The organism is Roseovarius litorisediminis (assembly GCF_900172295.1).
In the GTDB taxonomy this organism is placed as follows: domain Bacteria; phylum Pseudomonadota; class Alphaproteobacteria; order Rhodobacterales; family Rhodobacteraceae; genus Roseovarius; species Roseovarius litorisediminis.
The window spans coordinates 307,685-332,569 of record NZ_FWFL01000001.1 but is presented as its reverse complement, the minus strand read 5'-3'; the positions used below and the strand labels follow the sequence as shown (position 1 = coordinate 332,569).

At 55.5% G+C, this 24,885-nt stretch carries 24 protein-coding genes; 7 read left to right on the top strand and 17 right to left on the bottom strand.

Going from position 1 to position 24,885, the window contains the following annotated elements:
• Window positions 1-3: 3 nt before the first annotated feature.
• The 11 genes from lpxA to pyrH all read right to left on the bottom strand — a co-directional run bounded on the left by lpxA (window position 4) and on the right by pyrH (window position 10,094).
• On the bottom strand, window positions 4-807 hold the full coding sequence (gene lpxA, locus PEL8287_RS01535) for an acyl-ACP--UDP-N-acetylglucosamine O-acyltransferase (RefSeq protein ID WP_085890954.1): 804 nt from the start codon (window positions 805-807) through the stop codon (window positions 4-6).
• 5 nt (window positions 808-812) lie between these two features.
• Window positions 813-1,277, bottom strand: a complete 465-nt coding sequence (gene fabZ, locus PEL8287_RS01530) for a 3-hydroxyacyl-ACP dehydratase FabZ (RefSeq protein ID WP_085890588.1) — start codon at window positions 1,275-1,277, stop codon at window positions 813-815.
• A gap of 69 nt (window positions 1,278-1,346) precedes the next feature.
• Window positions 1,347-1,934, bottom strand: coding sequence for an OmpH/Skp family outer membrane protein (locus PEL8287_RS01525; RefSeq protein ID WP_235862108.1), 588 nt, complete (start codon window positions 1,932-1,934; stop codon window positions 1,347-1,349).
• A gap of 2 nt (window positions 1,935-1,936) precedes the next feature.
• Entirely contained in the window at window positions 1,937-4,264 is a 2,328-nt protein-coding gene (gene bamA / locus PEL8287_RS01520) for an outer membrane protein assembly factor BamA (protein WP_085890952.1), read from the bottom strand.
• A gap of 114 nt (window positions 4,265-4,378) precedes the next feature.
• Window positions 4,379-4,504 carry a hypothetical protein gene (locus PEL8287_RS20420; RefSeq protein WP_268877790.1) on the bottom strand — a complete coding sequence of 42 codons (126 nt, stop codon included), beginning with the start codon at window positions 4,502-4,504 and terminating at the stop codon, window positions 4,379-4,381.
• A 203-nt stretch (window positions 4,505-4,707) separates the two neighbouring features.
• Window positions 4,708-6,054 carry an RIP metalloprotease RseP gene (rseP, locus tag PEL8287_RS01515; RefSeq protein ID WP_085890587.1) on the bottom strand — a complete coding sequence of 449 codons (1,347 nt, stop codon included), beginning with the start codon at window positions 6,052-6,054 and terminating at the stop codon, window positions 4,708-4,710.
• Between the two features lie 2 nt (window positions 6,055-6,056).
• Window positions 6,057-7,235 (bottom strand): 1-deoxy-D-xylulose-5-phosphate reductoisomerase, encoded by a 1,179-nt coding sequence (gene dxr / locus PEL8287_RS01510; RefSeq protein WP_085890586.1) that lies wholly within the window; start codon window positions 7,233-7,235, stop codon window positions 6,057-6,059.
• On the bottom strand, window positions 7,232-8,011 hold the full coding sequence (locus PEL8287_RS01505; RefSeq protein WP_085890585.1) for a phosphatidate cytidylyltransferase: 780 nt from the start codon (window positions 8,009-8,011) through the stop codon (window positions 7,232-7,234). Before PEL8287_RS01505 ends, dxr begins: the two co-directional genes overlap by 4 nt.
• Window positions 8,008-8,733 (bottom strand): undecaprenyl pyrophosphate synthase, encoded by a 726-nt coding sequence (gene uppS, locus PEL8287_RS01500; protein ID WP_085890951.1) that lies wholly within the window; start codon window positions 8,731-8,733, stop codon window positions 8,008-8,010. The genes PEL8287_RS01505 and uppS overlap by 4 nt, the downstream gene beginning before the upstream one ends.
• Before the next feature lie 17 nt (window positions 8,734-8,750).
• The gene (gene frr, locus PEL8287_RS01495; protein ID WP_085890584.1) at window positions 8,751-9,314 is read right to left on the bottom strand and encodes a ribosome recycling factor; all 564 of its coding nucleotides are present in this window, start codon (window positions 9,312-9,314) and stop codon (window positions 8,751-8,753) included.
• Between the two features lie 48 nt (window positions 9,315-9,362).
• Window positions 9,363-10,094 (bottom strand): UMP kinase, encoded by a 732-nt coding sequence (gene pyrH, locus PEL8287_RS01490; RefSeq protein ID WP_085890583.1) that lies wholly within the window; start codon window positions 10,092-10,094, stop codon window positions 9,363-9,365.
• A gap of 145 nt (window positions 10,095-10,239) precedes the next feature.
• Between pyrH and miaA the strand changes: the two genes are divergently transcribed.
• Both miaA and PEL8287_RS01480 read left to right on the top strand, forming a co-directional pair.
• Entirely contained in the window at window positions 10,240-11,121 is an 882-nt protein-coding gene (gene miaA / locus PEL8287_RS01485; protein ID WP_085890950.1) for a tRNA (adenosine(37)-N6)-dimethylallyltransferase MiaA, read from the top strand.
• Between the two features lie 137 nt (window positions 11,122-11,258).
• On the top strand, window positions 11,259-12,020 hold the full coding sequence (locus PEL8287_RS01480) for a helix-turn-helix domain-containing protein (RefSeq protein WP_235862107.1): 762 nt from the start codon (window positions 11,259-11,261) through the stop codon (window positions 12,018-12,020).
• Window positions 12,021-12,100: 80 nt separating this feature from the next.
• Here the strand turns inward: PEL8287_RS01480 and PEL8287_RS01475 are convergent, their stop codons facing one another.
• Window positions 12,101-12,694 carry a lytic transglycosylase domain-containing protein gene (locus PEL8287_RS01475; RefSeq protein WP_085890581.1) on the bottom strand — a complete coding sequence of 198 codons (594 nt, stop codon included), beginning with the start codon at window positions 12,692-12,694 and terminating at the stop codon, window positions 12,101-12,103.
• A 194-nt stretch (window positions 12,695-12,888) separates the two neighbouring features.
• Here PEL8287_RS01475 and PEL8287_RS01470 point away from each other — a divergent pair, with 194 nt between their 5' ends.
• The 4 genes from PEL8287_RS01470 to PEL8287_RS01455 all read left to right on the top strand — a co-directional run bounded on the left by PEL8287_RS01470 (window position 12,889) and on the right by PEL8287_RS01455 (window position 17,185).
• The gene (locus PEL8287_RS01470) at window positions 12,889-13,386 is read left to right on the top strand and encodes a single-stranded DNA-binding protein (protein ID WP_085890580.1); all 498 of its coding nucleotides are present in this window, start codon (window positions 12,889-12,891) and stop codon (window positions 13,384-13,386) included.
• Between the two features lie 274 nt (window positions 13,387-13,660).
• Window positions 13,661-14,545, top strand: a complete 885-nt coding sequence (locus tag PEL8287_RS01465; protein ID WP_176228528.1) for a GNAT family N-acetyltransferase — start codon at window positions 13,661-13,663, stop codon at window positions 14,543-14,545.
• 83 nt (window positions 14,546-14,628) lie between these two features.
• Window positions 14,629-16,449, top strand: a complete 1,821-nt coding sequence (typA, locus tag PEL8287_RS01460) for a translational GTPase TypA (protein ID WP_085890578.1) — start codon at window positions 14,629-14,631, stop codon at window positions 16,447-16,449.
• A 67-nt stretch (window positions 16,450-16,516) separates the two neighbouring features.
• Window positions 16,517-17,185, top strand: a complete 669-nt coding sequence (locus PEL8287_RS01455; protein WP_503167644.1) for a DUF6639 family protein — start codon at window positions 16,517-16,519, stop codon at window positions 17,183-17,185.
• A gap of 4 nt (window positions 17,186-17,189) precedes the next feature.
• Here the strand turns inward: PEL8287_RS01455 and PEL8287_RS01450 are convergent, their stop codons facing one another.
• The 4 genes from PEL8287_RS01450 to recA form a co-directional block, all read right to left on the bottom strand.
• Complete coding sequence (locus PEL8287_RS01450; RefSeq protein WP_085890576.1) at window positions 17,190-17,474, bottom strand: DUF1330 domain-containing protein; 285 nt, start codon at window positions 17,472-17,474, stop codon at window positions 17,190-17,192.
• Between the two features lie 24 nt (window positions 17,475-17,498).
• Window positions 17,499-17,783 carry a DUF1330 domain-containing protein gene (locus PEL8287_RS01445; RefSeq protein WP_085890575.1) on the bottom strand — a complete coding sequence of 95 codons (285 nt, stop codon included), beginning with the start codon at window positions 17,781-17,783 and terminating at the stop codon, window positions 17,499-17,501.
• Between the two features lie 9 nt (window positions 17,784-17,792).
• Window positions 17,793-20,456: an alanine--tRNA ligase gene (gene alaS / locus PEL8287_RS01440; RefSeq protein ID WP_085890574.1), complete on the bottom strand. Its 2,664-nt coding sequence runs from the start codon at window positions 20,454-20,456 to the stop codon at window positions 17,793-17,795.
• Window positions 20,457-20,584: 128 nt separating this feature from the next.
• Window positions 20,585-21,667 (bottom strand): recombinase RecA, encoded by a 1,083-nt coding sequence (gene recA, locus PEL8287_RS01435; RefSeq protein ID WP_085890573.1) that lies wholly within the window; start codon window positions 21,665-21,667, stop codon window positions 20,585-20,587.
• Window positions 21,668-21,861: 194 nt separating this feature from the next.
• Here recA and PEL8287_RS01430 point away from each other — a divergent pair, with 194 nt between their 5' ends.
• On the top strand, window positions 21,862-22,491 hold the full coding sequence (locus tag PEL8287_RS01430) for a gamma-glutamyl kinase (RefSeq protein WP_085890572.1): 630 nt from the start codon (window positions 21,862-21,864) through the stop codon (window positions 22,489-22,491).
• 36 nt (window positions 22,492-22,527) lie between these two features.
• Here PEL8287_RS01430 and PEL8287_RS01425 read toward each other — a convergent pair whose 3' ends face one another.
• Window positions 22,528-24,816 carry an ATP-binding protein gene (locus PEL8287_RS01425; protein WP_085890571.1) on the bottom strand — a complete coding sequence of 763 codons (2,289 nt, stop codon included), beginning with the start codon at window positions 24,814-24,816 and terminating at the stop codon, window positions 22,528-22,530.
• Window positions 24,817-24,885: the final 69 nt, after the last annotated feature.

Genomic DNA, 24,885 nt, shown 5'->3' with positions numbered 1-24,885 from the left:
GGGTCAACCCTGTCCAGGTGTAAGAAAGGAACGATCGCTCTGGCCAGTTACGAAATCGACGATTTGCTGAACATAAACACTTTCGGTTTCTTCGCCCAAGCGGCGCGCACGGTCCTGAAACGCCCCTTCACCCTGTGCCAGCATCTGAAATGCGGCCCGCAAGGCAGTAATGTCCGCCCGCGCGACGCCCCGCCGTTTGAGGCCCACAAGGTTCAGCCCATCCAGCTCTCCTCGGGGGGCCTGGACCAGCCCAAAGGGAATAACATCGTTGGTCACCATCGTCACGGCGCCGATAATCGCGCCCTGACCGATGCGCACCCACTGGTGCACCCCGGAAAGCCCGCCGATGATAACGTCATCCTCAAGCACGCAGTGCCCTGCAAGGGCTGCGTTGTTGACCACGATTACATTGTTTCCGATCCGCACATCATGCGCCACGTGACAGCCCGCCATAAACAGCCCGTCGTTCCCTACCTGGGTCAAACCGCCGCCGCCATGGGTTCCTGTATTCATCGTTACATGTTCACGGATGCGATTACGGGCCCCGATCACCAAACGGGTCTTTTCCCCTTTGAATTTAAGATCCTGAGGAACCTCACCGATGCAGGAAAATGGGAAAACAACAGTGTCCTCCCCAATCTCAGTGACGCCTGTCACCACCACATGCGACTTGAGCTGAACACGGTCGCCCAGCCTGACATCGGCGCCTATGTGGCAAAACGGTCCAATCTGGCACCCCTGGCCAAGCTGGGCGCCATCCTCGACAATTGCACTGGGATGGATTTGTGTTTGTGAAGAACCGGCCATTGATGTCATTCCCCGGGAAGATCCATCATCGCAGTAAATTCCGCTTCAGCGGCCATTTCGCCTCCAACCTCGGCCAAACCGCTGAATTTCCAGACCTTACCACCGGGCTTGCCCCGCACCGTGATTAGATTCATTTCCAGAACATCTCCGGGAACAACCATGCGACGGAACTTGCATTTGTCGATCGCCATGAAATAGACCAGCATGTTGCGATCTTCCATACCCAGGGCGGTTCCTACCATGACAGCGGCTGTCTGGGCCATCGCCTCGACAATAGTCACACCCGGCATAATCGGCTTGCCTGGAAAGTGTCCCTGAAAGTGCGGCTCGTTCATGGTGACATTCTTGATGCCCCGTGCAGATTGATAGCCCTCGATGTCGACCACGCGATCAATCAGAAGGAATGGATAGCGATGCGGGATAAGCCGCTGGATCAGATGGATATCTGCAGTTTTTCGCGGCTCGGTCATTGGGTTTTCCTTTACTAATCCCGTTGTTCCATTTCCCTAGCAACTGGGCCCGGAATGGGCAAGCAACGGCTATTCCGATGTTTGGGACGGGTCTGTATCTTCCGTAGGATTCCGGGGCAGACCATCCCCTATTTCCTTGTTGATACGAACAATGGCAAGATCGGTAATATTGATGGCATCCGAACTGAGCAAAACCCCCCGCCTTTCCAGTATGACCGATCCACCTGCTTCCTGCATGACCTGCACCAGTACCGGTTCGGCCATCCGCATAAACTGCACCGGTGCCAGTTCGCGATTCCGCTCAAGGTCTCGTGCGGCCCTCTCGCTGTCGCGCCTGATTTCCTGAACTTTGGTGTCAAATGAATCTGCCAGGGCACGGAACTCTTCGGGCGATTTTTGCGACCGCAAATCTGTGAGCGCCTGCTCTTCTGCTTCTAACTCGGTTTCAATTTTCCGGTTTCTTGCGATCAGCTTGTCACGTTCGGCTTGAAGATCGGCAGTCAGGCGCTGGCCCAGAAGTGTCTCTGTCAATAGGCGTTCTGAATCGAGAATCAATATCTCACTGCGCACAACACCAATTTCCTGTGCTTGCGCCGGGCCCAAGGTCAGGCAGGTCAGAATACCAACCAGCCCGACAATGCGCATTAGCTTAAGCATGTTCAGAATTCCGTCTTCACCGTCAGGTCGAAGTTTTGTTCCAGATCTCCTGGCTCACTTTTGAGGGCCGTGGAAAAATTCATCCGAAGCGGTCCAAAAGGTGACTGCCAGAATACCGACAGGCCAATGACATGACGGTCTTTGAAATTTTTCGAACTAATAACCCCGGTGGCATTTCTGGTATTGACGCCCCAGATTGAACCCACGTCGTAAAAGGCGCCGCCCGTGATGCCATATTCATCTGGCAGGCCCAGAGGAAATTCTGCCTCAAGTTTGAGCGCCGCAAAATAATTGCCGCCAAGATGTTCGGTACCCTCGGTTGGCCCAATCCCATTTGGCTCGAACCCGCGAATAACCTGCTCTGTAAAGCGATCGATTGTCCGGCTGTTCTGGCCACCTTGGAAATTAAGGAAGCCACCCTCCAGCGATGCCCTCAATGTCACTTCTTCATTCAGAACCTTGGTCTGACCAATCAGACGGGCGGATGTTTTGATAAAGTCATTGTCGCCACCCAGCCCGGCAAATTCCTGACCAAATGCCAGCAATATCCCCGCGTTCGGATTCAAACCTGTCCTGCGGGTATCGAAGGTATACTCATACCCAACTCCGCTGGTCCACAAATCACCCTGGGCCGTCTCGGCGGCTATTATTCCTGACAAACCGGTATAGTTGGTCATATCCTGATAGCTGGCGTTGTAGAAAAACCCCAAACGTCCGTTTTCGCTTACCGGAAAGGTAAGGCTTGGACGGAAAATTGCGGTCGTTGTATCGAACAAGTTGTTATCGCTGTCGGTTTCCAGCAATGCAAAACGCAGGCCAAAAGCCACGTTGCGACCCAGAAATGCGGGTTCCACAAAGTCGATGTTGTAATTTGCCCGGTCTGCCCCGGCCAAGACCGAAGCAGTCAGGCTTTGACCCCGGCCCAGAAAATTTCGTTCACTAAAACCAAGCTGAATACCAAGGCCGTTACTGGATGAAAAACTGGCCCCGATTGACACCGACCCGGTGGTGGTTTCTTCGACATTCACATCCACAACCACCTGATCAGGTCGCGAGCCTTCCCGGGCATCAACGTCTGCGGTGTTGAAATAGCGCAACGCCCTGATACGCTCGGCGGCTTCTCTTATCTGGCGTGGATTGAATGGGTCGCCTTCTACCACGTCAAACTGGCGGCGAATGACCCGGTCCAACGTCGTCGTATTGCCTTCGATATCGATCCGCTCAATGAAGATTCGCTGACCGCGTACAAGCGCAAATTCAACATCAAGGGTCAGTTCCCGGTCATTGCGGGTAATCCTTGGCTCGACACGTAGAAAATCAACGCCGTTTTTGATCGCGAGACGTTCCATCCGCGAGATCGAATTTTCAACCAGTGTCGGCGAGTAAACAACACCTGGGCGAATCTTCAGAGCCTTGTGGTATTCATCTGCGTCTGCTTCAGAAATTTCGCTGACGGTGGTGATCTCACCGAAACGGAACTGCTGGCCTTCCTGAACGTTGAACGTCACAAAATAAGCATCACGTTCGCGGGCAAGTTCGGCATTGGTTCCGGTAACCCGAAAATCAACATAGCCCCGGGACTGGTAGAAATCGCTCAGGACCTGACGATCAAATTGAATGCGGTCCTCGACAAAAGTGTCCCGTTCAATCAATGCCCGCAGCAATCCCGCCTGTTTGCTTCCGATAACCCGGCGCAAACGGCGGTCAGAATAGGCGCGGTTCCCGACAAATCCGATACGCTGAACTTCAATCTTCTTGCCTTCAAAGATTTCAAACACCAGATCGACACGGTTATCGCTGCGCCTGATCACCTTGGGTGTAACGCGCGCTGACACCCTTCCGTTCTGTGAATAGGCTTCAGCCAGTACGCCCGCATCGCGCTCTGCTTTTGTCGGGCTGAAAACCTGACGAACGCGGCTTTCAATAAACCCTTCAAGGTCCTCGTCTTTAAGCTTTCTGTTGCCTTCAAAGGCGATCTTGTTGATCGTGGGGTATTCGGTAACCTTGATCAAAAGCCGGCTACCCTGGGGTTCGATCGACACAGACTCGAACAGGCCACTTCCCAAAATACGCTGATAGGCGTCATTCAACTGGGCCGCAGATATGGTCTCGCCCTGCGCAATGCCTGCGTAATTGATGATTGTACCGGGCTCAACACGTTGATTACCCTCAATGGCAACTGTACTGAAACGATAATTCTGCGCTTCGGCATGACCCGTCATCGAAAGACAAAGCACCGTCGCCAAAGCGACAAAAAGCAGGTGCACCTTGTCTTTCGCTAAAGAAGTTCTTACCGGGCGTATCAGTCGCCCCATACCGAAGTTATACATTGGCCAAACCCAGTCAGACATCCCATTACTGACTGTCAGTAACCGGTCTTCCGGGGCTTGTCAAAACGCCAGTTCAGGTATCTGTGAAACCCGCCATTGCCCGATCCGGCCGCTTTAAAGCGAGCCAACAAAGGCAGCCGCATAAAGTGCAGCGCCGATCGTGGCCAGATAAAGAATCCGGTCCCAGTTCAGGTCGACCAACAGGCTAAGGCCTCGGTATCCGCTTGCTATATTTTGCATGGTCTTACTTTCACCATTTCATTTCACCCCGACAATATCACCAATAATTAAGGCTGAATTCGGGCGATCAATGTGGCAAAACTTGGGCACCCCCGGCTCAGCCCCTTTTTTGCCTTTGCATCACGCAGTTAGCGCGATTTCGCCCAAATCCGGACTTTCCGCAATGTCGTGACAGGGACCCAAGCCGGACAATAGAAATGCCGCTACGGGCAAAAAAGATCATTCCCCAGAGCAAAAACCATCAACCCCAGAATCAATACCAGCCCGGCAGTCATCAGAACCCGAAGCGCTGTATCACTGGGCGGCTTTCCGGCGACGGCCTCGTAGGCATAAAACACCAGATGCCCGCCATCCAGAACCGGAATCGGGAAAAGGTTCAGCAAACCCACCGCGGCAGAAAGAAACGCGATGAACGTGATAAAACTACCGGCCCCCTGACTGGCCATTGCACCAGAAACCTGCGCGATTCCGATTGGCCCGGACATGTTGCAACTGCTGATAGCGCCGGTGATCATATGGAACAGCCCGGAAAACGATGTTTCGATAACCCGCGCTGTCTGTTTCACTCCGCCAATCAGCGCCGCGCCGACACCTAGGGTTTCGGTCGATGGCTCAAACGCCAATCCGCCCGAAATCCCTATTCGCCAGCTGGCTTTGAATCCGCCTTCGGGCTGAGGTTCGTCTACCCGGCGCGGGGCGAGGGCAAAATCGATGATCTCGCCATCGCGCCAGACTTTCAGCGCCAGAACCCGGCCATTTGACGTCTCGACCACGTCTTTCAATTCCGAAAATGACGATATCTCCTGCCCATCTACTGACGTGATGACGTCACCGGGTTGCATGTCGATATCATACGCTGCAGATTGTGGTGCCAACCCGACCACTACAGGTGGCAAAGGATAGGGCCCCTTGGCCACCACCGGCTGGCCATCTCTGAGCACTTCGTAATCCAGCAACGCATCCGTCGGCAACTGATCGGTAAATTCATCAAAGGAATCGCCGTTTTCAATGCTCGGGACGTCCACACCGGCAACGCGCAACAATGCATCACCGGGTTGCAGCGTGATCCCTTGCACCGGCGAAGGCTTCAACGTGCCCACAGTCAAAGGATCCACTGTTTTGCCTTGCGACATCATCACCGCACCAAAAACCAGAATGGACAGAATGAAATTGAAAACAGGACCCGCCAATACTGTTGCAGTACGTGCCCACAAAGGCGCCCCGTGCATCGTTTGCCGCAGCAATTCGGGCGGCGTTTCTTCCATAACCCTAGCGCTTTTGGCGCTTGCCGCATTGGCATCGCCCAGAAACTTTACGTATCCGCCAAAAGGTAACAGCGCAAATTGCCAACGGGTGCCACGCCGATCTACCCGGGACCAGATAACAGGCCCAAACCCCAGGGAAAACACTTCGGCTTTGATGCCGGACCAGCGCCCGACGATATAATGCCCGTATTCATGGATGGCCACGATGACCGATAAGGCCACAACAAAGGCCAGCATCGTCGAAAAGAAACCACCGAACTGCGGAAGAAGCGACGTAATATCCAAACTCAAGTCCTATTTGCCTGTTCCAGCACCAGTTGATCGGCGCATTGTCTTGCTAGATGGTCTGCTTTCCCGACACTATCAAGGGTGATCTCGGCATCAATGAGGCCGTTCTCGGAAGACAGGCGGGTCAAAACCTCTTCGACCACTGAATTCATCCCGGTAAACCCGATCCGCCCTGCAATGAAATGATCAAGTGCGCGTTCCTTGGCCGCATTAAAGACAGCACCGCTTAAACCACGTTGGGCCATGACGTTGCGCGCCAGCCGCAGAGCCGGATAACGCGCGATGTCCGGTTCGCGAAATGTCAGCTGCCCCGCAGCCGCAAGATCAAGTTGATCAACAGGCAGCGATCGCCGCTGTGGCCAGTTCAGCGCAAATCCGATGGCATGGCGCATATCTGGTGGCCCGACATGGGCCATCAGGGCCCCATCACAAAACCCGACCAGCGCATGTACCAGCGACTCGGGGTGCACCAGAACCTCAATTTGATCAGGCTGGAAATCGAAAAACTCGCGCGCCTCGATCATCTCTAGCGCCTTGTTGAACATTGATGCGCTGTCGATGGTGATGCGCTGCCCCATGTCCCAGTTTGGATGTGCAGAAGCCTGTGCGACGGTGGCACCGGCAAGATCATTCAGCGGCCAGTCGCGAAAAGCCCCGCCGCTTGCTGTGATGATCACACGGTTGACCGCGCTTATATCTTCCCCGGCAAGCGCCTGAAAAATCGCTGAATGCTCGCTGTCAACGGGCAGGATACGTGCACCGTTCCGGCGCGCGCTATCCATCAGAACCGGCCCGGCAGCGACCAGTGATTCCTTGTTTGCCAGCGCCAGCGTGGCGCCCTGTTCCAACGCGGCCAGTCCGGGCGGCAGGCCGGCGATACCAACAATCGCCGACATCACCCAGTGTGCGGGATGCGCCGCCGCCTCTTTGAGCGCCGCCTGCCCTGCTGCGACCTCAATCCCGCTACCAGCAAGCGCGCGGCGCAGGTCATCAAGACGATCATCATGCGCGGTGACCGCAATATTGGCCTGCAATTCGATCGCGTCTTTCGCCAATTGACCGATATTGTGCCCACCGCTAAGGGCGACGACATCAAATTCTTCCGGTTGGCGGCGCAGCAGATCAATCGTATTTTGCCCGATCGACCCGGTGGCGCCAAAAATCGACACCCGCTTCATGATATGCCTGGCAACATCTGCAATGCGGCAAGAGCGATTACCAACACAGCCGCGCCCAGCATGGCATCCAGCCGGTCAAACACACCGCCATGGCCGGGAATGAGGTTGGAACTGTCCTTGATGCCCGTCCGGCGTTTGACCGCACTTTCGGCGATGTCCCCCATTTGCCCGGCAAAACCTATGATCATGGAAACCGGAACAAGGGCAAAACCCGCCTGCAACGGGGACATGAAAGCCAGCCCGACAAGGGCTGCACCGATCCAGCCGGCAATAGTGCCCGACCATGTTTTCTTTGGGCTGACCTGTGGCCAGAATTTAGGCCCGCCCAGTAACCTGCCTGCAAAATATCCAGCGATATCCGAGGCTACGACAATCGCGATCAGCCAAAGAACCCAAGTCAGGCCAAATTGAGTGCGAAGAACAATCATCGCGTAGCAACTGCACAAAATCCATGCGATCGTGACCAGAAATAAAGGCCGGTCCCGCGCTACCATCCCAGAACCGACGATTGCGACAGCCAGCAACACGGGCAGCACCAACAGTGCCGGAGAAAATGCAGATACCGCCAGCGCGGCAGACCCAAAGACCGCGATTCCAACTGCCTTTGTTGCACCAAACATCCGGGCGGTTTCCCAAATCAGCAAACCGCACAGGCCCCATACAGCAGCCGAAAAAACCCAGCCCCCGGCATACACGATTCCGACACCAAACACCGCCATCGCGATGCCCGACAAAACCCGCGGTGCCAGGTCAGACCATTGGGCCGGGTCACTCATGCAGTTACCGCCCCGAAACGCCGGTCACGTGCACCGTAGCCACTAAGAAGGTCAATAAATATCTCGCGCGTAAAATCGGGCCAGAGCGTGTCGATAAATTCGTATTCCGCATAGGCAGACTGCCACAGCAGGAAATTTGAAATTCGCGCCTCGCCGCTTGTGCGGATCACCAGATCGGGATCGGGCAGCACATAGGTATCAAGGTATTTCGGCAAAGTCTCTTCATCAACGTCGGCCGGGTTCAACCGCCCTTCAGCAACATCCAGCGCCAGCCGTTTGGTCGCGCGCGAGACTTCGTCGCGCCCGCCATAGTTAAGGGCAATGGTCAGGTTGGTGCCGGTGCAATGTTGGGTCATGCGTTCGGCCTCGTCCATCAAGCCCCGCAGTTTTGCATCCAGGCGTGGCCGGTCCCCGATAAAGCGAACCCGCACATTTTCTTTTACGAACTCCTGCATTTCCTTCATGATGTAGCGCCGAAACAGGCTCATCAATCCAGCGACTTCGGTTTGTGTGCGTTTCCAGTTCTCAGTCGAAAAGGCAAATATCGTAAGGTATTTCACACCAACGTCCGGGCAGGCGCTGACAATCTCGCGTACGCGTCTTGCACCGGCATGATGACCAAAAAGGCGCGGGCGCCCGCGGGCCTGCGCCCAACGGCCGTTTCCATCCATGATAATCGCCACATGGCGCGGACCGCTTAAATCGGCCTTTGTATCTTCCATTGTGGCGCCTCTGGTCATTAAACCTGCATGATTTCGGATTGCTTGTTTTCCAATGTCTCGTCCACCACTTTGATGAAACGGTCGGTCAGTTCCTGAACCTCGGTCTCCCAGAATTTCTGGTCATCTTCCGACATGCCATCGGTTTTGGCCTTTTTGATCTGGTCCATCCCATCCCGGCGCACATTACGTACCGCGACACGCGCATGTTCTGCATACTGCGAGGCGACCTTGGTCAATTCCTTGCGGCGCTCTTCGTTCAGTTCGGGAATGGGCAACATGATAATCGTGCCATTCAGTTGCGGGTTGATCCCCAAGCCGCTTTCGCGGATTGCCTTTTCAACCTTGCCGACCAAGCCCTTGTCCCAAACGTTGATCGTGACCATCCTCGGCTCAGGCACGTTCACCGTACCCACCTGGTTGATCGGGGTTTTCTGGCCGTAGGCATCCACCATCACCGGTTCCAGCATGCTGGCCGAAGCACGACCAGTGCGCAGGGATGCAAATTCGGTCCGCAACGAAGCGATGGCACCGTCCATCCGTCGCTCCAGGTCACCCGTGTCAATCTCGAAATCATCCGCCATGTTGTACTTCCTTCTTAGGCGTCGCCCGTTATCTGCTTCTTTTTAGCGCTAACCGTGTACGGTTGTATAGGTGCCGTCCCCAGCTAAGATCCCCTTGAATCCCCCCGGTTCGTCCAGACTGAAAACAATGATCGGCAGGTTGTTGTCACGGGCCAGTGCAATCGCGCTGGCATCCATCACCCCCAGATGTTTGGCCAGAACCTCGTCATACGAAATGCGGTCATACCGTTTGGCGTCAGCATGTTTGACAGGGTCTTTGTCATAGACCCCATCCACCTTGGTGCCCTTGAAGATCGCTTCACAGGCCATTTCATTGGCGCGCAGTGTCGCGGCGGTATCGGTCGTAAAATAGGGGTTACCGGTACCTGCGGCAAAAATGCAGACCCGTTTTTTCTCAAGGTGGCGCACAGCCCGACGGCGAATATAGGGTTCGGCGACCTCATCCATTCGGATCGCACTGATCACCCGGCAGAAAACACCAAGTTTCTCCAAAGCGCTCTGCATGGCCAGGGCATTCATGACAGTGGCCAGCATTCCCATATAGTCCGCCGTGGTTCTTTCCATCCCCTGCGCGCTGCCCTGCAACCCGCGGAAGATATTGCCGCCACCAATTACCATACAAATCTCAACGCCCATATCGTGAACCGTTTTGACCTCGCGCGCGATCCGTTCCACGGTCGGAGGATGCAGGCCGAACCCCAGATCCCCCATCAAAGCCTCACCAGATATTTTTAAAAGGACACGGCTGAAGGTCGTCTTGGGATCATCGGCATCGGACATTTTGTTGCTCTCTGTTCAGGCCATGGATGTTGGCGCGCAAAATGTCGGAAAAGCCCGGCAGGTTCAATCGCAGAGTTTCGATCCCGTGGAAAATGAATAAATGCACCTCGCAAATCTGCACAATGTCGCTTATTTCGGGCAGCAAATGAAACCTGATCTGGATATTTCACCCAACCGCCCGGTTCTGATTGCGGGGCCAACTGCCTCGGGAAAGTCTGCGCTTGCGCTGCAGATTGCCCGGGAACAAGGCGGAGTGATCGTCAATGCTGACGCTATTCAGGTCTTTGAAAACTGGCGCATATTGACCGCACGCCCCTCTCCGGAAGATGAATTAACCGCCCCACATCTGCTTTATGGCCACATCCCCGGCACTGCCGCATACAGCGTCGGCCATTGGCTGCGTGATCTGGAACCCTTGTTGAAATCGGGCGAACGGCCCATCATCGTTGGCGGTACCGGTCTGTATTTCACCGCCCTGACCGAAGGGCTGGCCAATATACCGCCAACCCCGCCCGAGGTTCGGGCGCAGGCGGATAACCTTTTAAAAAACCATGGCACCCCTGCCCTTCTGCCTGCCCTGGACAAAGAAACACTTGCACGTATCGACATTCAAAACCCGATGCGCGTGCAACGCGCATGGGAAGTGCAGAAAACTACGGGGCGGGGTTTGGCGTCATGGCAGGATGATACGCCGCCGCCCCTGTTACCCCTGAATAAATGCACGGCAATTTTGTTTGATACAGATAAGCAATGGCTGAACCAGCGTATCAGCCAACGTTTCAACCAGATGCTGGCCGACGGTGCGCTGGAAGAGGCAAAGGCAAACCTGCCACAATGGAACCCTGATCACCTGTCCTCCAAGGCCATTGGCGCGCCTGAATTGATCGCCTGTTTGCGTGGTGAAATCTCTTTGGATCAGGCCCGCGAGGCGGCAACGGTCGCGACCCGCCAATTTGCCAAACGGCAACGCACCTGGTTCAGGGCGCGGATGCGCAGCTGGCTCCGGCTGCAACCTGAACAAATTTAGAATTTTCAACTTTTCCCACAAAATTCCCCCGCTTTTTCATCGAAAGTTTCTAGAATATCCTGCATATCTGAGATATTCCTCACAACAACATGGTTGAACATGCGCACATATTAACTCTGGCCGAATGGGCCTGTGGCGTGAGCTGGCGGGCCTCCTTGCTGCATAGCAGCGCCAAACATGCGCTTATCTGGGTTACCCGTGGTCAGGGCATCGCAGTCATAGATGGCGTCAGACGTGGCGTTGGCGTCCACAATGCTGTGGTCATTCCTGCTGGTACGATGTTTTCGCTTGAATTGGGCAAACAGGGTTTCGGGCTAGTCTGCCTGATCCCCACCTCTGGCCCTATCATGATGCCGGATTTATCCCAGCATCTCCGCATTAGGGATGTTCAGGCCCAGACAGAACTGACCGCCATTCTGGATGCCATGCAACGCGAACAAAACACGAAACGCGCGTTCATGGACGAAGCCCTGAATGCGCAGGCGGGCCTTTTGACTGTCTGGCTGCGCAGGGCGATGATTGAACATGGCGCACCCGACGGAAAGAAACCGGCCGCTGTCAGGCTGGTCAATGCCTATGCCGCCCTTGTGGAGCGTGAGTTCAGACAGGGCAAGACAATGGCCGAATTTGCCAGCCAACTTGGGGTGACGCCCACCCACCTGACGCGGAGTTGCCGACACTGCGCAGGACTGACCGCTGCGGACTTGCTGACTCAACGGGTTTTGTATGACGCACGCACAATGCTGGAAGACTCCAGCGAAGCCATTCGCCACATCGCAGCCCTTCTGGGTTTCACCAGTGCTGCGTATTTTTCGCGTTTCATATTGCACCACACTGGCAAAAGCCCGTCTGACCTGCGCAAACAGTCCCGCGCAATACCCAGGGTCAGTGGCCGGTAAAGGCGATTGCACCACGTCCTGCAGAAACCGCAGCCCTGGAACAGACAACTTTTCATGCTGGTCGAATAAAAGATCTGGCCCTAGCTGCCCCAGATCTTGCGCACGTAATTCTTTGTTTCGCGGTAAGGGGGAACCCCACCGTATTTCTGCACAGCACCCGGCCCCGCATTATAGGCCGCCAAAGCCAGCCTCCACGATCCGAAATCGCGGAATTGCAAGGCCAGATATCGCGCCCCACCATCCAGATTTTCATAGGGGTCATGGGGGTCGACATTCAGTTTTCGGGCGGTGCCCGGCATCAACTGCGCCAGACCGATCGCCCCCTTGTGCGACCTTGCCGATGGTTTCCAACCCGATTCCTGTTGGACCAAGCGCAGAAACAGGTCTTCGGGCACACCATGCCGGCGCGCGGCGTCCTTTGCCATGTTCAGGTACCTGCCCCGATATTCACCGCGATATGATTTCGAAGACCCATCCCCCCATTTCGTGGGCGTATTGATCTTCCTTGGCTGCAACCGAACCGAGTTGTTGTATTGCTGCCTGGCCCGGGTATCCAGAATGCTGGTCTGGGATCTGAACAGCTTGATGCGGTTCTGAGTCGAAAGAACGTCGGCAACGGCCACATGCGGTGCCACCATCCCCATGGTCAAAAGCATAAGTGTAGCGAAACGCATACTGATACCGGCCCCCCGTACCTTGAACTTAGAGCACTATACTGACATTTGCGCAGATTTCCAGAATTCAGGTTGTACTTCGTGCTTTCTAGCGCGATTCCTGCAAATCGACGAAAAATTTAACCTTTCCTTCACGCGCATACGGTGGTGTAACCGCCCAGAGGAATCCGAACACGAAAAACAAGGAGGTCGCGATGGCCGGCTCAGTCAACAAGGTAATTTTACTCGGCAACCTAGGCCGCGACCCCGAGGTCCGCACCTTCCAGAACGGTGGCAAGGTCTGCAACCTGCGCATTGCCACCTCGGAAACCTGGAAAGACAAAAACACCGGGGAACGCCGCGAACGCACCGAATGGCATTCGGTTGCGATCTTTTCGGAGGGGCTGGTGCGTGTTGCTGAGCAGTACCTGAAAAAAGGCTCCAAGGTTTACATCGAGGGCAAACTTCAGACCCGCAAATGGCAGGATCAATCCGGCCAGGACCGGTATTCAACTGAAGTGGTTCTGCAAGGCTTTGATGCCTCTCTGGTCATGTTGGACGGGCGCGGTGAAGGTGGCGGCGGAAGCGGCGGCGGATATGGCGGCCAAAGCAGCGGCGGAGACTATGGCGGCGGTTATGACAGCGGGCCGTCTCAGGGCGGTTCCAGCGGCAGCAGCCCAGCCCGGGACATGGATGACGAAATCCCGTTCTGACCCAAATACACAAGGTCGCCCAATCGGGCGGCCTTTATCTTTGCAAAACCAGCGCAACCAGGCTCAGCACCACAAAAATGGGAAATGACAGTGCTGCGGCAAACAGCAAAGCGGCCAGAAACGTCGGTCTTGGTCCTGGCGCGTCAATTCCCATGACGCTATTTCTTTTCCCGCTCATAACGCCATTAACCACGCTTTAGGTTTTCATCCGGTTAATTGACCCATGAAAATCTCTCTGGCCAGCCCACACACCTCACCCCCTGCGCCCTCCGCCATGCAACAGCACCCTAGCTATGGTCAGGCGATTGCAAGGCTGGGCGCAACTGTGCAGGTGGCCACTCTGTCTCAGGATGGTGCCGTTGCAGCGCAGGCTCAGATTATTCTGCGTCGTTTCGGCCCTTTCAGCGTTGCCTGGATGCCACGTGGTCCGGTCTGGGCCCCTTCCCTTCCGCCAGATGACAAAAACAATGTTCTCAAAACCATCATGGCCTCGTTTGGAAAATCGGTACAATGGCTTGCAACCCCCGAAACACTGCCCGAAACAGAGCTTTTCAGAGGCCATGGATTCGCCGCGCTTATCACGCCGCAAACATTATCAGAAATTGACCTCACGCTTTCTGCCGACCAGCAACTGGCAAGGCAGCACGTCAAATGGCGCAACCGGCTGCGACATGCCTTTAAATCCAGCCTGGATGTTCGCAACACGCCTTTCGATTCGTGCCGGCACAAATCACTGTTGGCGTATGAAGCCGACCAAAGGCGACGGCGCGGGTATCATGCCCTGCCGCCGGCTTTTACCATTGCCTGGGCGCAAAATACCCTGCATCAAACCCGCCTTTTCATTGCGCGAAAAAACTCTCAGATCGTTGCTTATATGCTGATCCTGCTCCACTGGCCGGTGGCGACCTATCATATCGGCTATACAGGGGGTGAAGGCCGACGCCTGTCAGCCCATAATCTGCTGTTGTGGACAGCATCAAAGTGGCTTCGCGAAAACGGATACAGCCGGTTAGATCTGGGGCAGGTCGACACCCGGAATTCGCCCGGCCTGGCGCGCTTCAAGATCGGAAGCGGCGCTGCCGTCCGCGCCCTTGGTCCCGGTATGTTGGCGCTGCCACGGCTGATTTATCCAAGACAATCCCGCCACGCGGCCGCCTGAAACGCAGCATGAGGCGCTTTGCCTCTGGCCTTTCAGTGCAACGGCGTATAGGGCGCAGGCGAACAATCTTAGGACATCACCCAATGGACCTGCGCAACATCGCAATCATCGCCCACGTCGACCACGGCAAAACCACGCTTGTGGACGAACTGCTGAAACAATCCGGCGCCTTCCGGGAAAATCAGGCCGTGGACGAACGCGCTATGGACAGCAACGACCTGGAGCGTGAGCGCGGGATTACCATTTTCGCCAAACCCACATCCGTGGTTTACAAATCCACACGCATCAACATTGTCGATACCCCCGGCCACGCCGATTTCGGTGGCGAAGTTGAACGGATCCTGTCGATGGTTGATGGCGTTGTTCTGCTGGTAGATGCTGCCGAAGGCCCGATGCCGCAGACAAAATTCGTAACATCCAAGGCACTCGCCCTTGGGTTGCGACCCATCGTGGTACTCAACAAGGTCGACAAACCCGATGCTGAACCCGACAGAGCGCTGAACGAATGCTTTGATCTTTTCGCCAACCTTGATGCGTCAGACGATCAGCTGGATTTCCCGCACATGTACGCCTCGGGCCGCTCGGGCTGGGCCGACCACGAGTTGAACGGGCCGCGCAAAGATCTGTCGGCATTGTTCGAGCTTATCGTCAACCATGTCCATGCTCCCAAGCAGATCGCCCATATCAACGAAGATTTTCGCATGCTGGCCACAACGCTTGGTGCCGATCCATTCGTCGGTCGCCTGCTGACCGGACGCGTGGAGTCGGGCCGTCTCAAGGTAGGGGCGACGGTGCAGGCCCTCAGCCGCGTCGGCCAGAAAATCGAACAATTCCGCGTCACCCGCATTCAGGCTTTCCGCGGTCTGTCCAGTCAGGATATCGACGAAGCGACAGCTGGTGATATTGTCAGCCTGGCCGGCATGTCCAAGGCCACCGTGGCTGACACGATTTGCGCTTTGGCCGTCGACACCCCGATTGCAGCACAGCCGATTGATCCGCCCACCATCACCGTCACCTTTGGCATCAACGATTCGCCGCTCGCAGGCCGTGAAGGCAAAAAGGTACAATCCCGTGTGATCCGTGATCGCCTGATGAAAGAGGCTGAATCAAACGTCGCCATCCGCGTGACCGACACGCCGGGAGGTGAGGCATTTGAAGTGGCCGGTCGTGGCGAATTGCAGATGGGCGTTCTGATCGAAAACATGCGCCGCGAAGGGTTTGAACTTTCAATCTCGCGCCCGCAGGTGTTGCTGCGCGAAGATGAAAACGGCAATAAACTTGAACCCATTGAAGAGGTTACATTCGACGTCGACGATGAATATTCCGGCGCTGTAATCGAGAAAATCACAGGCCCCCGTAAGGGTGAACTGGCCGAGATGAAACCCGCCGGTGCTGGCAAGACGCGGATCATCGCTCTGGTGCCGTCGCGCGGGCTTATCGGGTATCATGGCGAGTTTCTGACCGATACCCGGGGCACCGGGGTGATCAACCGGGTCTTTCACAGTTGGGCCCCTCATAAAGGCGCGGTGCCGGGCCGTCGCGCGGGTGTCCTGATTTCGATGGAAAATGGTGAATCCGTCGCTTATGCCCTATGGAACCTCGAAGATCGCGGGCGCATGTTCATCGGCCCGCAGGCAAAAATCTATACGGGCATGATCATCGGCGAACACAGCCGTGAAAACGATCTTGAGGTGAACCCGCTCAAGGGCAAGAAACTGACCAACGTTCGCGCATCAGGCACGGACGAGGCCGTTCGCCTGACCACACCAGTTACAATGAGCCTTGAACAGGCCATTGCCTATATCGACGACGATGAACTGGTTGAAGTCACACCCGAATCGATCCGTCTGCGCAAACGTTATCTGGACCCCCATGAGCGCAAACGTATGTCCAAAACCTATTAACTATTTTTGGACGTACTCTGCTATTGTGATGCCTTAGACAGTCAAAAACGGGGCAGTTTCGGTGCAGATGGCACGAAAATTGATTTGGTCTTGCGTCCTGTGTCTTGGGACGCAAGCCACGTCTGGCGATGCGCTTTCTTGCACTGGCATTCCGGTTTCAGTGAGCGCTTCGACATCTGAAATGCGTCAACGCACCTGCCAATCCGCACGGCGGGCATATAAGCTACTGCGTGAGTGCAATGTGATCATAACCGACCCTGTCGAAATAGAGGTCGTCAAATCTTTGCCGGAAAACTGTATGGGGCTTTATCACTGCGGCGAGAATCGAATTGAAATCTTGCCACCTGACGCCACAGGTGCCCTGCGTAAACCCAACAGCGCCTTTGCGGAGTTTCCCACCGAACAGTTCTTTGACAGCATTGTGACTCACGAACTCTCACATGCTGCCTTCGACAAGATCCCCTGCGCTACCGGCATTTGTCCGGCGACCGCCGAATATGTTGCCTATACTATGCAAATCAGGTCGCTGATCCATGCGGGCCACAGCGATCTGGGGGTAGGGATGAATCTGGACAAAACAATCGAAAACGATGAAATAAACGCCGTTTTCCTGATGATGGCGCCAGATATTTTCATTCAAAAGGCATGGACTCATCTGTCACAGCAGGAAGATGCCTGCAGCTATGTCGGACAGATCATGTCGGGGAAAATCCGTTTTGATTTCGAAGCCCCGTAATCGTTCAGGTGGTTTCCACAATCAGTAACTCGCGCTCTGATGCGCCGCGGGCGTGGCTTAACGCTTCTTGATATTCGGCCGAGTGATAACATGTTTCAGCAGCTTCAACCGATGGAAACCGGGCAACAACATTGCGCGGCCGATCCCTGCCTTCCAACTGCACATAACGTCCGCCTCGAGCGATAAATTCTCCGCCATGTTTGGCTATCGCGGGCCCCGCCAGTTTGGCGTATTTGGCATAGGCTTCTTCATCGGTCACGGTGACATGGGCGATCCAGAGTGCAGGCATCGCATTTTTCCTTTCCTTTGGATGCTAAATGCCGTCCACGACGACAATATCTCTCTCGCTGCTGCTCAGCGCGATGGGTAAAATGCGCCGATAGGCGTCCGAGTTATACCAGGCCAGCGCCGTCTCGTGATCGGGAAACTCGATGATCACATGCCGGTCAGGGCAATTGCCCTCTAACTGCGTCTGAGCCCCACCTTTTGCAAGAAACCGTCCCCCGGCTTTTTCCGCCAATGCCACAGTCTGGCTGGCATAGGTTTTGTAGTCCTCAGGGTCCGTCACATTGATCCGGGCAATGATATAGGCGCTCATATTTCCTCCTCAGGGTGTCAAAACCCCTTCGGCAGCCTTGATTGCGGCATCGGCATTGGCGGCATCCTTGCCACCACCTTGTGCCATGTCGGGCCGGCCACCCCCGCCCTTGCCGCCCAGCTCAGCCACAGCAGCCTTGACCAGATCAACAGCAGAAACCTTATCCGTCAAGTCATCCGTCACACCTGCGGCGACCGCGACCTTATCACCCGTGTCGGCAATCAGCAGCACGGCACCAGACTCAAGTCGGGACTTGTGTTCGTCGATCAGGGCCGGCAGGTCTTTGCCAGACACGCCTGTCATCACCTGCGCCAGAAATCTGACGCCGGCAATTTCCTTTGCCTCGGGGCCGGCGCCCTGGCCTGCGCCGCCGGCCATCGCCAACTCGCGACGCAACTGGGCCACCTCGTTGGACAGCGCCTTGCGTTCATCCATCAACGTCTTGACGCGTATGACAACATCCTCGGGCTTGGCTTTCAGTTCACCGGCAAGCGCCTCAATCCGCCGGGCCTGTTCACTGAGATGGTCAAAGGCTGCCTGACCCGTCAGCGCTTCGATCCGGCGCACACCGGCGCTCGACGCCTGATCGCTCGTGGCCACAAACACACCAATATCGCCTGTCTGACGCACGTGGGTGCCGCCGCACAGCTCCAGCGAATAGGTCTGCCCGTCCAGCCCCTTGCCAGACCCTTCTTCAAGGCCCATCGACACAACGCGCACCTCGTCGCCGTATTTTTCGCCAAAAAGCGCCTGCGCGCCCAGTTCACGTGCATCATCTGGCGTCATGATCCGGGTTTCCACCGGCGCGTTCTGACGGATATAGGTGTTAACCTCTTCTCCCACGCGTTTCAGTTCCTCTGCCGACAGCGCCTTGCTGTGGCTGAAATCAAACCGCAGCCGATCCTCGGCATTAAGCGATCCGCGTTGCGCCACATGATCGCCCAGGGCGTTGCGCAGCGCTTCATGCAGCAAATGTGTTGCCGAATGGTTGGCGCGGATGGCGGTGCGGCGCGCGTGGTCAACCTCCAACTGGGCCGCCTGCCCCTTGCTGATAACCCCGTCGGTCACCTCTGCTATGTGAATAAAAAGGCCCGCAGCCTTTTTGGTGTCGGTGATGCGCGCCGTGCCGCTTTCGGTTCTCAGCATGCCCTTGTCACCGACCTGCCCCCCGGATTCGGCGTAGAACGGCGTTTGATTCAGAACTATCTGCAACGTCGTACCTTTTTCGGCCCGATCTGTCTGACCACCTTCGCGGACCAGGGCAATGATCTGCCCTTCGGCTTTTTCCGTGTCATACCCCAGGAAATCCGTGGTTCCGCTTGCCTCGGCTATATCGAACCAAACCGATGCATCCGCGGCTTCGCCCGTGCCCGACCAGGCCGCTCGTGCTTTGGCCTTTTGCTCGGCCATGGCGGCATCAAAGCCTTGGGTATCCACCTCGCGTCCCTTTTCGCGCAACGCATCCTGTGTCAGGTCGAGCGGAAACCCATATGTGTCGTAGAGCTTGAACGCGGTTTCGCCCGCCAATGCCGCGCCCTCGGGCAAGTCCGACAGCTCTTCATCCAAAAGCCGCAGCCCCCGATCGAGGGTTTGCTTGAACCGCGTCTCTTCCAGTTTGAGTGTCTCTTCGATCAGCGTTTGCGCCCGGCCAAGTTCGGGAAAGGCCTGCCCCATCTGCGTCACCAGCGCCGGTACCAACTGATGCATCACCGGGTCTTTTGCCCCCAACTGATGGGCGTGGCGCATCGCGCGCCGCATGATACGGCGCAGCACATAACCACGCCCCTCATTCGAGGGCATGACCCCATCTGCAATCAGAAAAGAGGTGGAGCGTAAATGGTCCGCAATCACCCGGTGGTGCACGTTGCCCGGCCCGTCCGGATCCTGACTGGTTACATGTGCGCTGGCCTCGATCAGGCTTCGCATCAGATCGGTATCGTAATTGTCGTGCTTGCCCTGCAACAGCGCGCCGATCCGCTCCAGCCCCATGCCTGTGTCAATCGACTGCATGTCAAGATCGCGCTGTGTGCCATCCTCGAACCGTTCGTTCTGCATGAAAACAAGGTTCCAGATCTCGATAAACCGATCCCCGTCCTCTTCGGCACTGCCCGGAGGACCACCCCAGATTTCGGGGCCATGATCATAGAAAATTTCCGTACAGGGCCCACAGGGGCCGGTGGCCCCCATCGACCAGAAATTATCATCCGTGGCGATGCGGATAATCCGATCATCGGAAAGCCCGGCATATTTCTTCCAGATATCCGCTGCTTCGTCATCGGTATGGTAAACCGTGACCAGCAACTTGGATTTATCCAGACCAAAATCCTTGGTCAGCAGATCCCAGGCATACGGGATTGCCTGTTCCTTGAAATAATCGCCAAAGCTGAAATTTCCGAGCATTTCAAAGAAGGTATGATGCCGCGCGGTGTAGCCCACATTATCCAGATCGTTGTGCTTGCCGCCGGCGCGTACACATTTCTGACTGGTAGTCGCTCGTTTGTAATCACGATGCTCTACCCCGGTGAAACAGTTCTTGAACTGCACCATGCCCGAGTTGGTAAACATCAGCGTCGGGTCGTTGCGCGGCACCAGAGGCGAGCTTTCGACGATCCGGTGATCGTTTTTTTCAAAGAAGTTCAAAAAGGTGGAGCGGATTTCATTCAGTGTGGGCATGGGCGTCTCTTTCTGGGCATTTGTGGCCAGGCGTCCCGCTGATTTAGCGGTGCCGGAACCCCGTGTCCACCGCAAGAAAAAGCCCAAGGCAAAGACCTTGGGCTCTCTTGGTTACTCAGACGTTGGTATCACGCTTCCAGAATGTCACCATCGTCTGCTTCTGGCTCAACTTCAGGCATGTCAAAATCGAGCCCGTGTGCAGCACGAATCTTATCTTCGATCTCCAGGGCGGTCCTGACATTCTCCTTGAGAAAGGTTTTGGCATTTTCGCGACCCTGGCCAATCCGTTCGTCAGCATAGCTGAACCAGCTACCTGATTTCTCTACCACACCAGCCTTGACGCCCAGATCCAGCAATTCGCCCATCTTGCTGATACCTTCGCCATACATGATGTCGAATTCAACCTGTTTGAAGGGCGGTGCCACCTTGTTCTTGACCACCTTTACGCGCGTGGCATTGCCGACAACCTCGTCGCGATCCTTGATTGATCCGATGCGGCGGATATCCAGCCGGACCGAGCTGTAAAACTTCAGCGCGTTACCCCCTGTGGTGGTTTCGGGGCTGCCAAACATCACGCCAATTTTCATGCGGATCTGATTGATGAAGATCACCGTGCATTTGGTGCGGCTGATGGAACCGGTCAGCTTGCGCATCGCCTTGCTCATCAACCGGGCATGCACGCCAACACTGCTGTCGCTCATTTCGCCTTCAAGTTCAGATTTCGGCGTCAGTGCAGCAACTGAATCGACCACGATCATGCTCACCGCGCCCGAGCGTACCAGCGTATCCACGATCTCCAGTGCCTGCTCCCCCGTATCTGGCTGCGAGATCAGTAATTCATCCAGATTGACGCCAAGTTTGCGGGCATAAATCGGGTCCATCGCGTGTTCAGCATCGACAAAGGCGCAAACCCCGCCTTTTTTCTGTTCTTCGGCGATGCAATGCAGCGTTAGCGTTGTCTTGCCCGAGCTTTCGGGTCCGTAAATCTCAACCACCCGGCCTTTGGGCAGACCGCCAATGCCAAGAGCAATATCCAGCCCCAGTGACCCGGTCGGTGTAGCTTCGATATCCTGCGCCGGGTTATCGGCGCCCAGTTTCATGATCGAGCCCTTGCCGAACTGCCGTTCAATCTGCGCCAACGCGCTATCAAGCGCCTTTTGCTTGTCCTCTTTTTTCTTGCTGTCCATGGATAAAAGATCTGCCGTTGCCATTGTTCTGGTTCCTTATTCCACACCCTGTCACGGGCGGCAATCACTGCGTTTGTTCGCCTCTTGTTCTCATTAACTTATGGATACAAAAAGAGAACATTTCAAGAGAATTCTTTGTGCCTTCACTTTTGCCTGAAACGGTTAAAGAGTAGTTTACGACCAATAAATTCAGGTCATTCAAAAGGAGTTGCCAAAAAATGCTTGTGTTTTCAAAGGCCCGGTTGGTTTTTTTGTCCGTTCCCAAAACCGGAACCTCGGCTTTCGAGGCGGCACTTGGCCCGCAAGCGGCGATGATCATCTCGGATCCACCCGAGTTAAAACACGCTCCGGTTTTTCGCTACAACCGTTTCTTCCGTCCAATGCTGGAAAAATTTGTGTCTGAAAAGATGGATGTTCTTGCCGTCATGCGTGAACCCATCAACTGGCTGGGCAGCTGGTATCGGTACCGGCAGCGCGATGCCGTGCAGGGGCAGGAAAATGCAACCCATGGCGTTACCTTTGACGAATTTGTTCTTGCCTATATGAAAGGAAACAGACCTGCCTTTGCCGAAGTGGGGTCTCAGGCGAAATTCCTTGAAACGCAAAAAAACGGCACCGGCGTCACGCATCTGTTTCGCTACGAAGATCAGCCCGGCCTCATCGCTTTTCTGGAAGAGCGCCTGCAAACCAATATCACGCTGCCAAACATCAATGTCTCACCAGCAGCGCCTTTAACTCTGTCATCCAATGTCGAGATGCGATTTCGCCGGAAATTTGCCGGCGAATTCCAGCTTTATGATAGTATCGAGGCTTGCGGCCGGTATAAGCCATTGCCCAACGCCCGGTAGCACGCGACCGCAGCACCCCAAGCTTTTCCAACCGCTTCACGCAAGTTGTCGTTGAACAACTTCCGTTAGTTCGGTCAGTGAAAAGGGCTTGGGCAGGAAAACAGAGTTGGGAATCCTGGCTTGCGTGTCGCCGAATGTTTCCTCGGCATAGCCTGAAACAAAGACAACATTTACACCCGGGCGTTTTTTCAACGCTTGCTGAACCCAGCTGGGGCCATCAAGGCCCGGCATGACAACGTCTGTTACAAACACATCCACTTTCAGGCTTTCATCTGCCAAAAGCTCCAGCGCGTCTTCTGCAGACTCGGCCTCAAGCACCGTCAGGCCGCGCATTTGCAGTGCGCGGCTGGCAAAAGCGCGCACCGGCGCCTCATCTTCGACCAGCAGAACAACACCTTCGGTTACCGTTTGTGCATTCGATATTTCGACCGGTAAGGGAACTTCTTTTTCCTCAACCATATGAGCAGGCAACAACAACAGAAAGCAGGTTCCCTCTCCCACATTGCTGTCCGCGAAGATGAAACCGCCAGTCTGTTTTATGATGCCATACGCGGTCGAAAGGCCCAGTCCCGTTCCTTCGCCTGTGCGTTTGGTCGTATAAAACGGCTCGAACACTTTCTGAAGCTTGTCAGCCGGAATCCCTACACCTTCATCAATCACCTTGACCGAAACATAACGGCCCGGCGCCACGACCGCCCGGTCGCGCTGCATCGGTTCGGTCAAGATCAGATTCTCAGTAATGATCTGAATATCCCCACCGTTCGGCAGGGCGTCGCGGGCATTTACAACCAGATTCATCAGCACCTGTTCCAGCTGCCGCTTGTCTGCGCGAATGGCCGACAACATTGGATCATGGCGCAACGACAATGTCACTTTCTCGCCCACCAACCGGTTTAGTAGATGAGTCAGATCGGACAATGTATCACGCAAATCAACCACTTCTGGCCGCAGGGTCTGTTTGCGTGAATAGGCCAAAAGCTGACTCACCAACGCGGCTGCGCGATTGGCGTTTTGGTTAATCTGCATCAGATCAGCATAGTCTGTGTCGCCTTGGTCGTGACGCAGTAAAAGTAAGTCGCAATGGCCCGATATCGCCGTCAAGAGATTGTTGAAATCATGGGCCACACCGCCCGCAAGCTGGCCGATGGCCTGCATTTTCTGGCTCTGAACGAACTGCGCCTCCAGTGATTTCAACTGGGTTGCATCACTCAGCACCGCAATCAGAACCGTTTGTCCCCCTTCCAGGGCCCGGTTCAGAGTGACCTGAACAAAAACCTCTTTGTCTTCCCGGCGTACCCGCAGGAATTCAGAATGAACTGTTCCGCGCCCGGTGGCGGCGTCATCAAGCCAGTCGGAAATCGAGCGGCCCAGCCCTTCCATCAGGTCGCCAAGCACCTTGCCAGAACAGCTTTCTACGCCCAGCAGATCCCGGGCGGGACGATTGGACAATTGAATGTCCCCGTTGCGCGCTATTTTCAGCAGCGGAACGGGCAGTTCATCAAAAAAGGCCCATCCATCCGGTTGTCTTTCAGTGGCCGCAACACCGGGCAACAAAAACACTTCTCGTCGGCCAGCCGTCCCCTCCAGCTCGACCACCAGACAAGAGGCCAACCCGGTGTGCGTATTGATATCGTTCAATTGTCCCGATCTTAAGGGCAGCTTGGGACAAATCCGATCAAGCGTGCGCACTCTTTCCCCAACCAGTGTGCGTGCCGCTGCATTCATGAACAAAACCGCGTCATTGCGACCGACCGTCAGCATTGGCAATGGCACCGGATCACCGTCGCGTTGCGGCTGATTTGCTGATTTTTCGATGCGCCACAGAAATTGTTCTTTTCCGGCCCGATTCACACTCAATCGCAAATGGCCTTGCCGGGTCACAAGATCTTCATGGGCCGATCCCATTGCTTTGGCGCGTGTCTCCATTCGGAAAAGGATCGCGCCAGGATTGGCCAAAACTTGTTGCAACGCCCCCGCAAGTGTCTTTGAAACGCCTGCGTCATAGGTCTTGTTGGCCGCGTCATTGCCGTACACGATATCCCCGTTGGCCCCGGTCAAAAGACACGGCACGGAATCATCACCAATCAGCTCGGCAATCGTCGCAGCGGCCCGCTGCCCTGCCTGGTCCGCCCCCCAGGTCACAGCGTTGATCCACAAAGCGGCCAGCCAAAGTGTTATGGCCACGGAAAAAAGCAGCAACTGTGGAACAGCGCCGGGGGTTAACCACGCGGACAAGGCGAACAACAGGCCAGCGATCAGTATGAACCCGATCCTGGATCTGAAATGCATCGCAGCAAGATGAACCGGCGATGCAGAGAAACTCATGAATGCCACCGAACGCTCCCAATTGCCGATTCGTCACGACCGTTTTGGGCGAAAAGGTTTAAGCCAAAC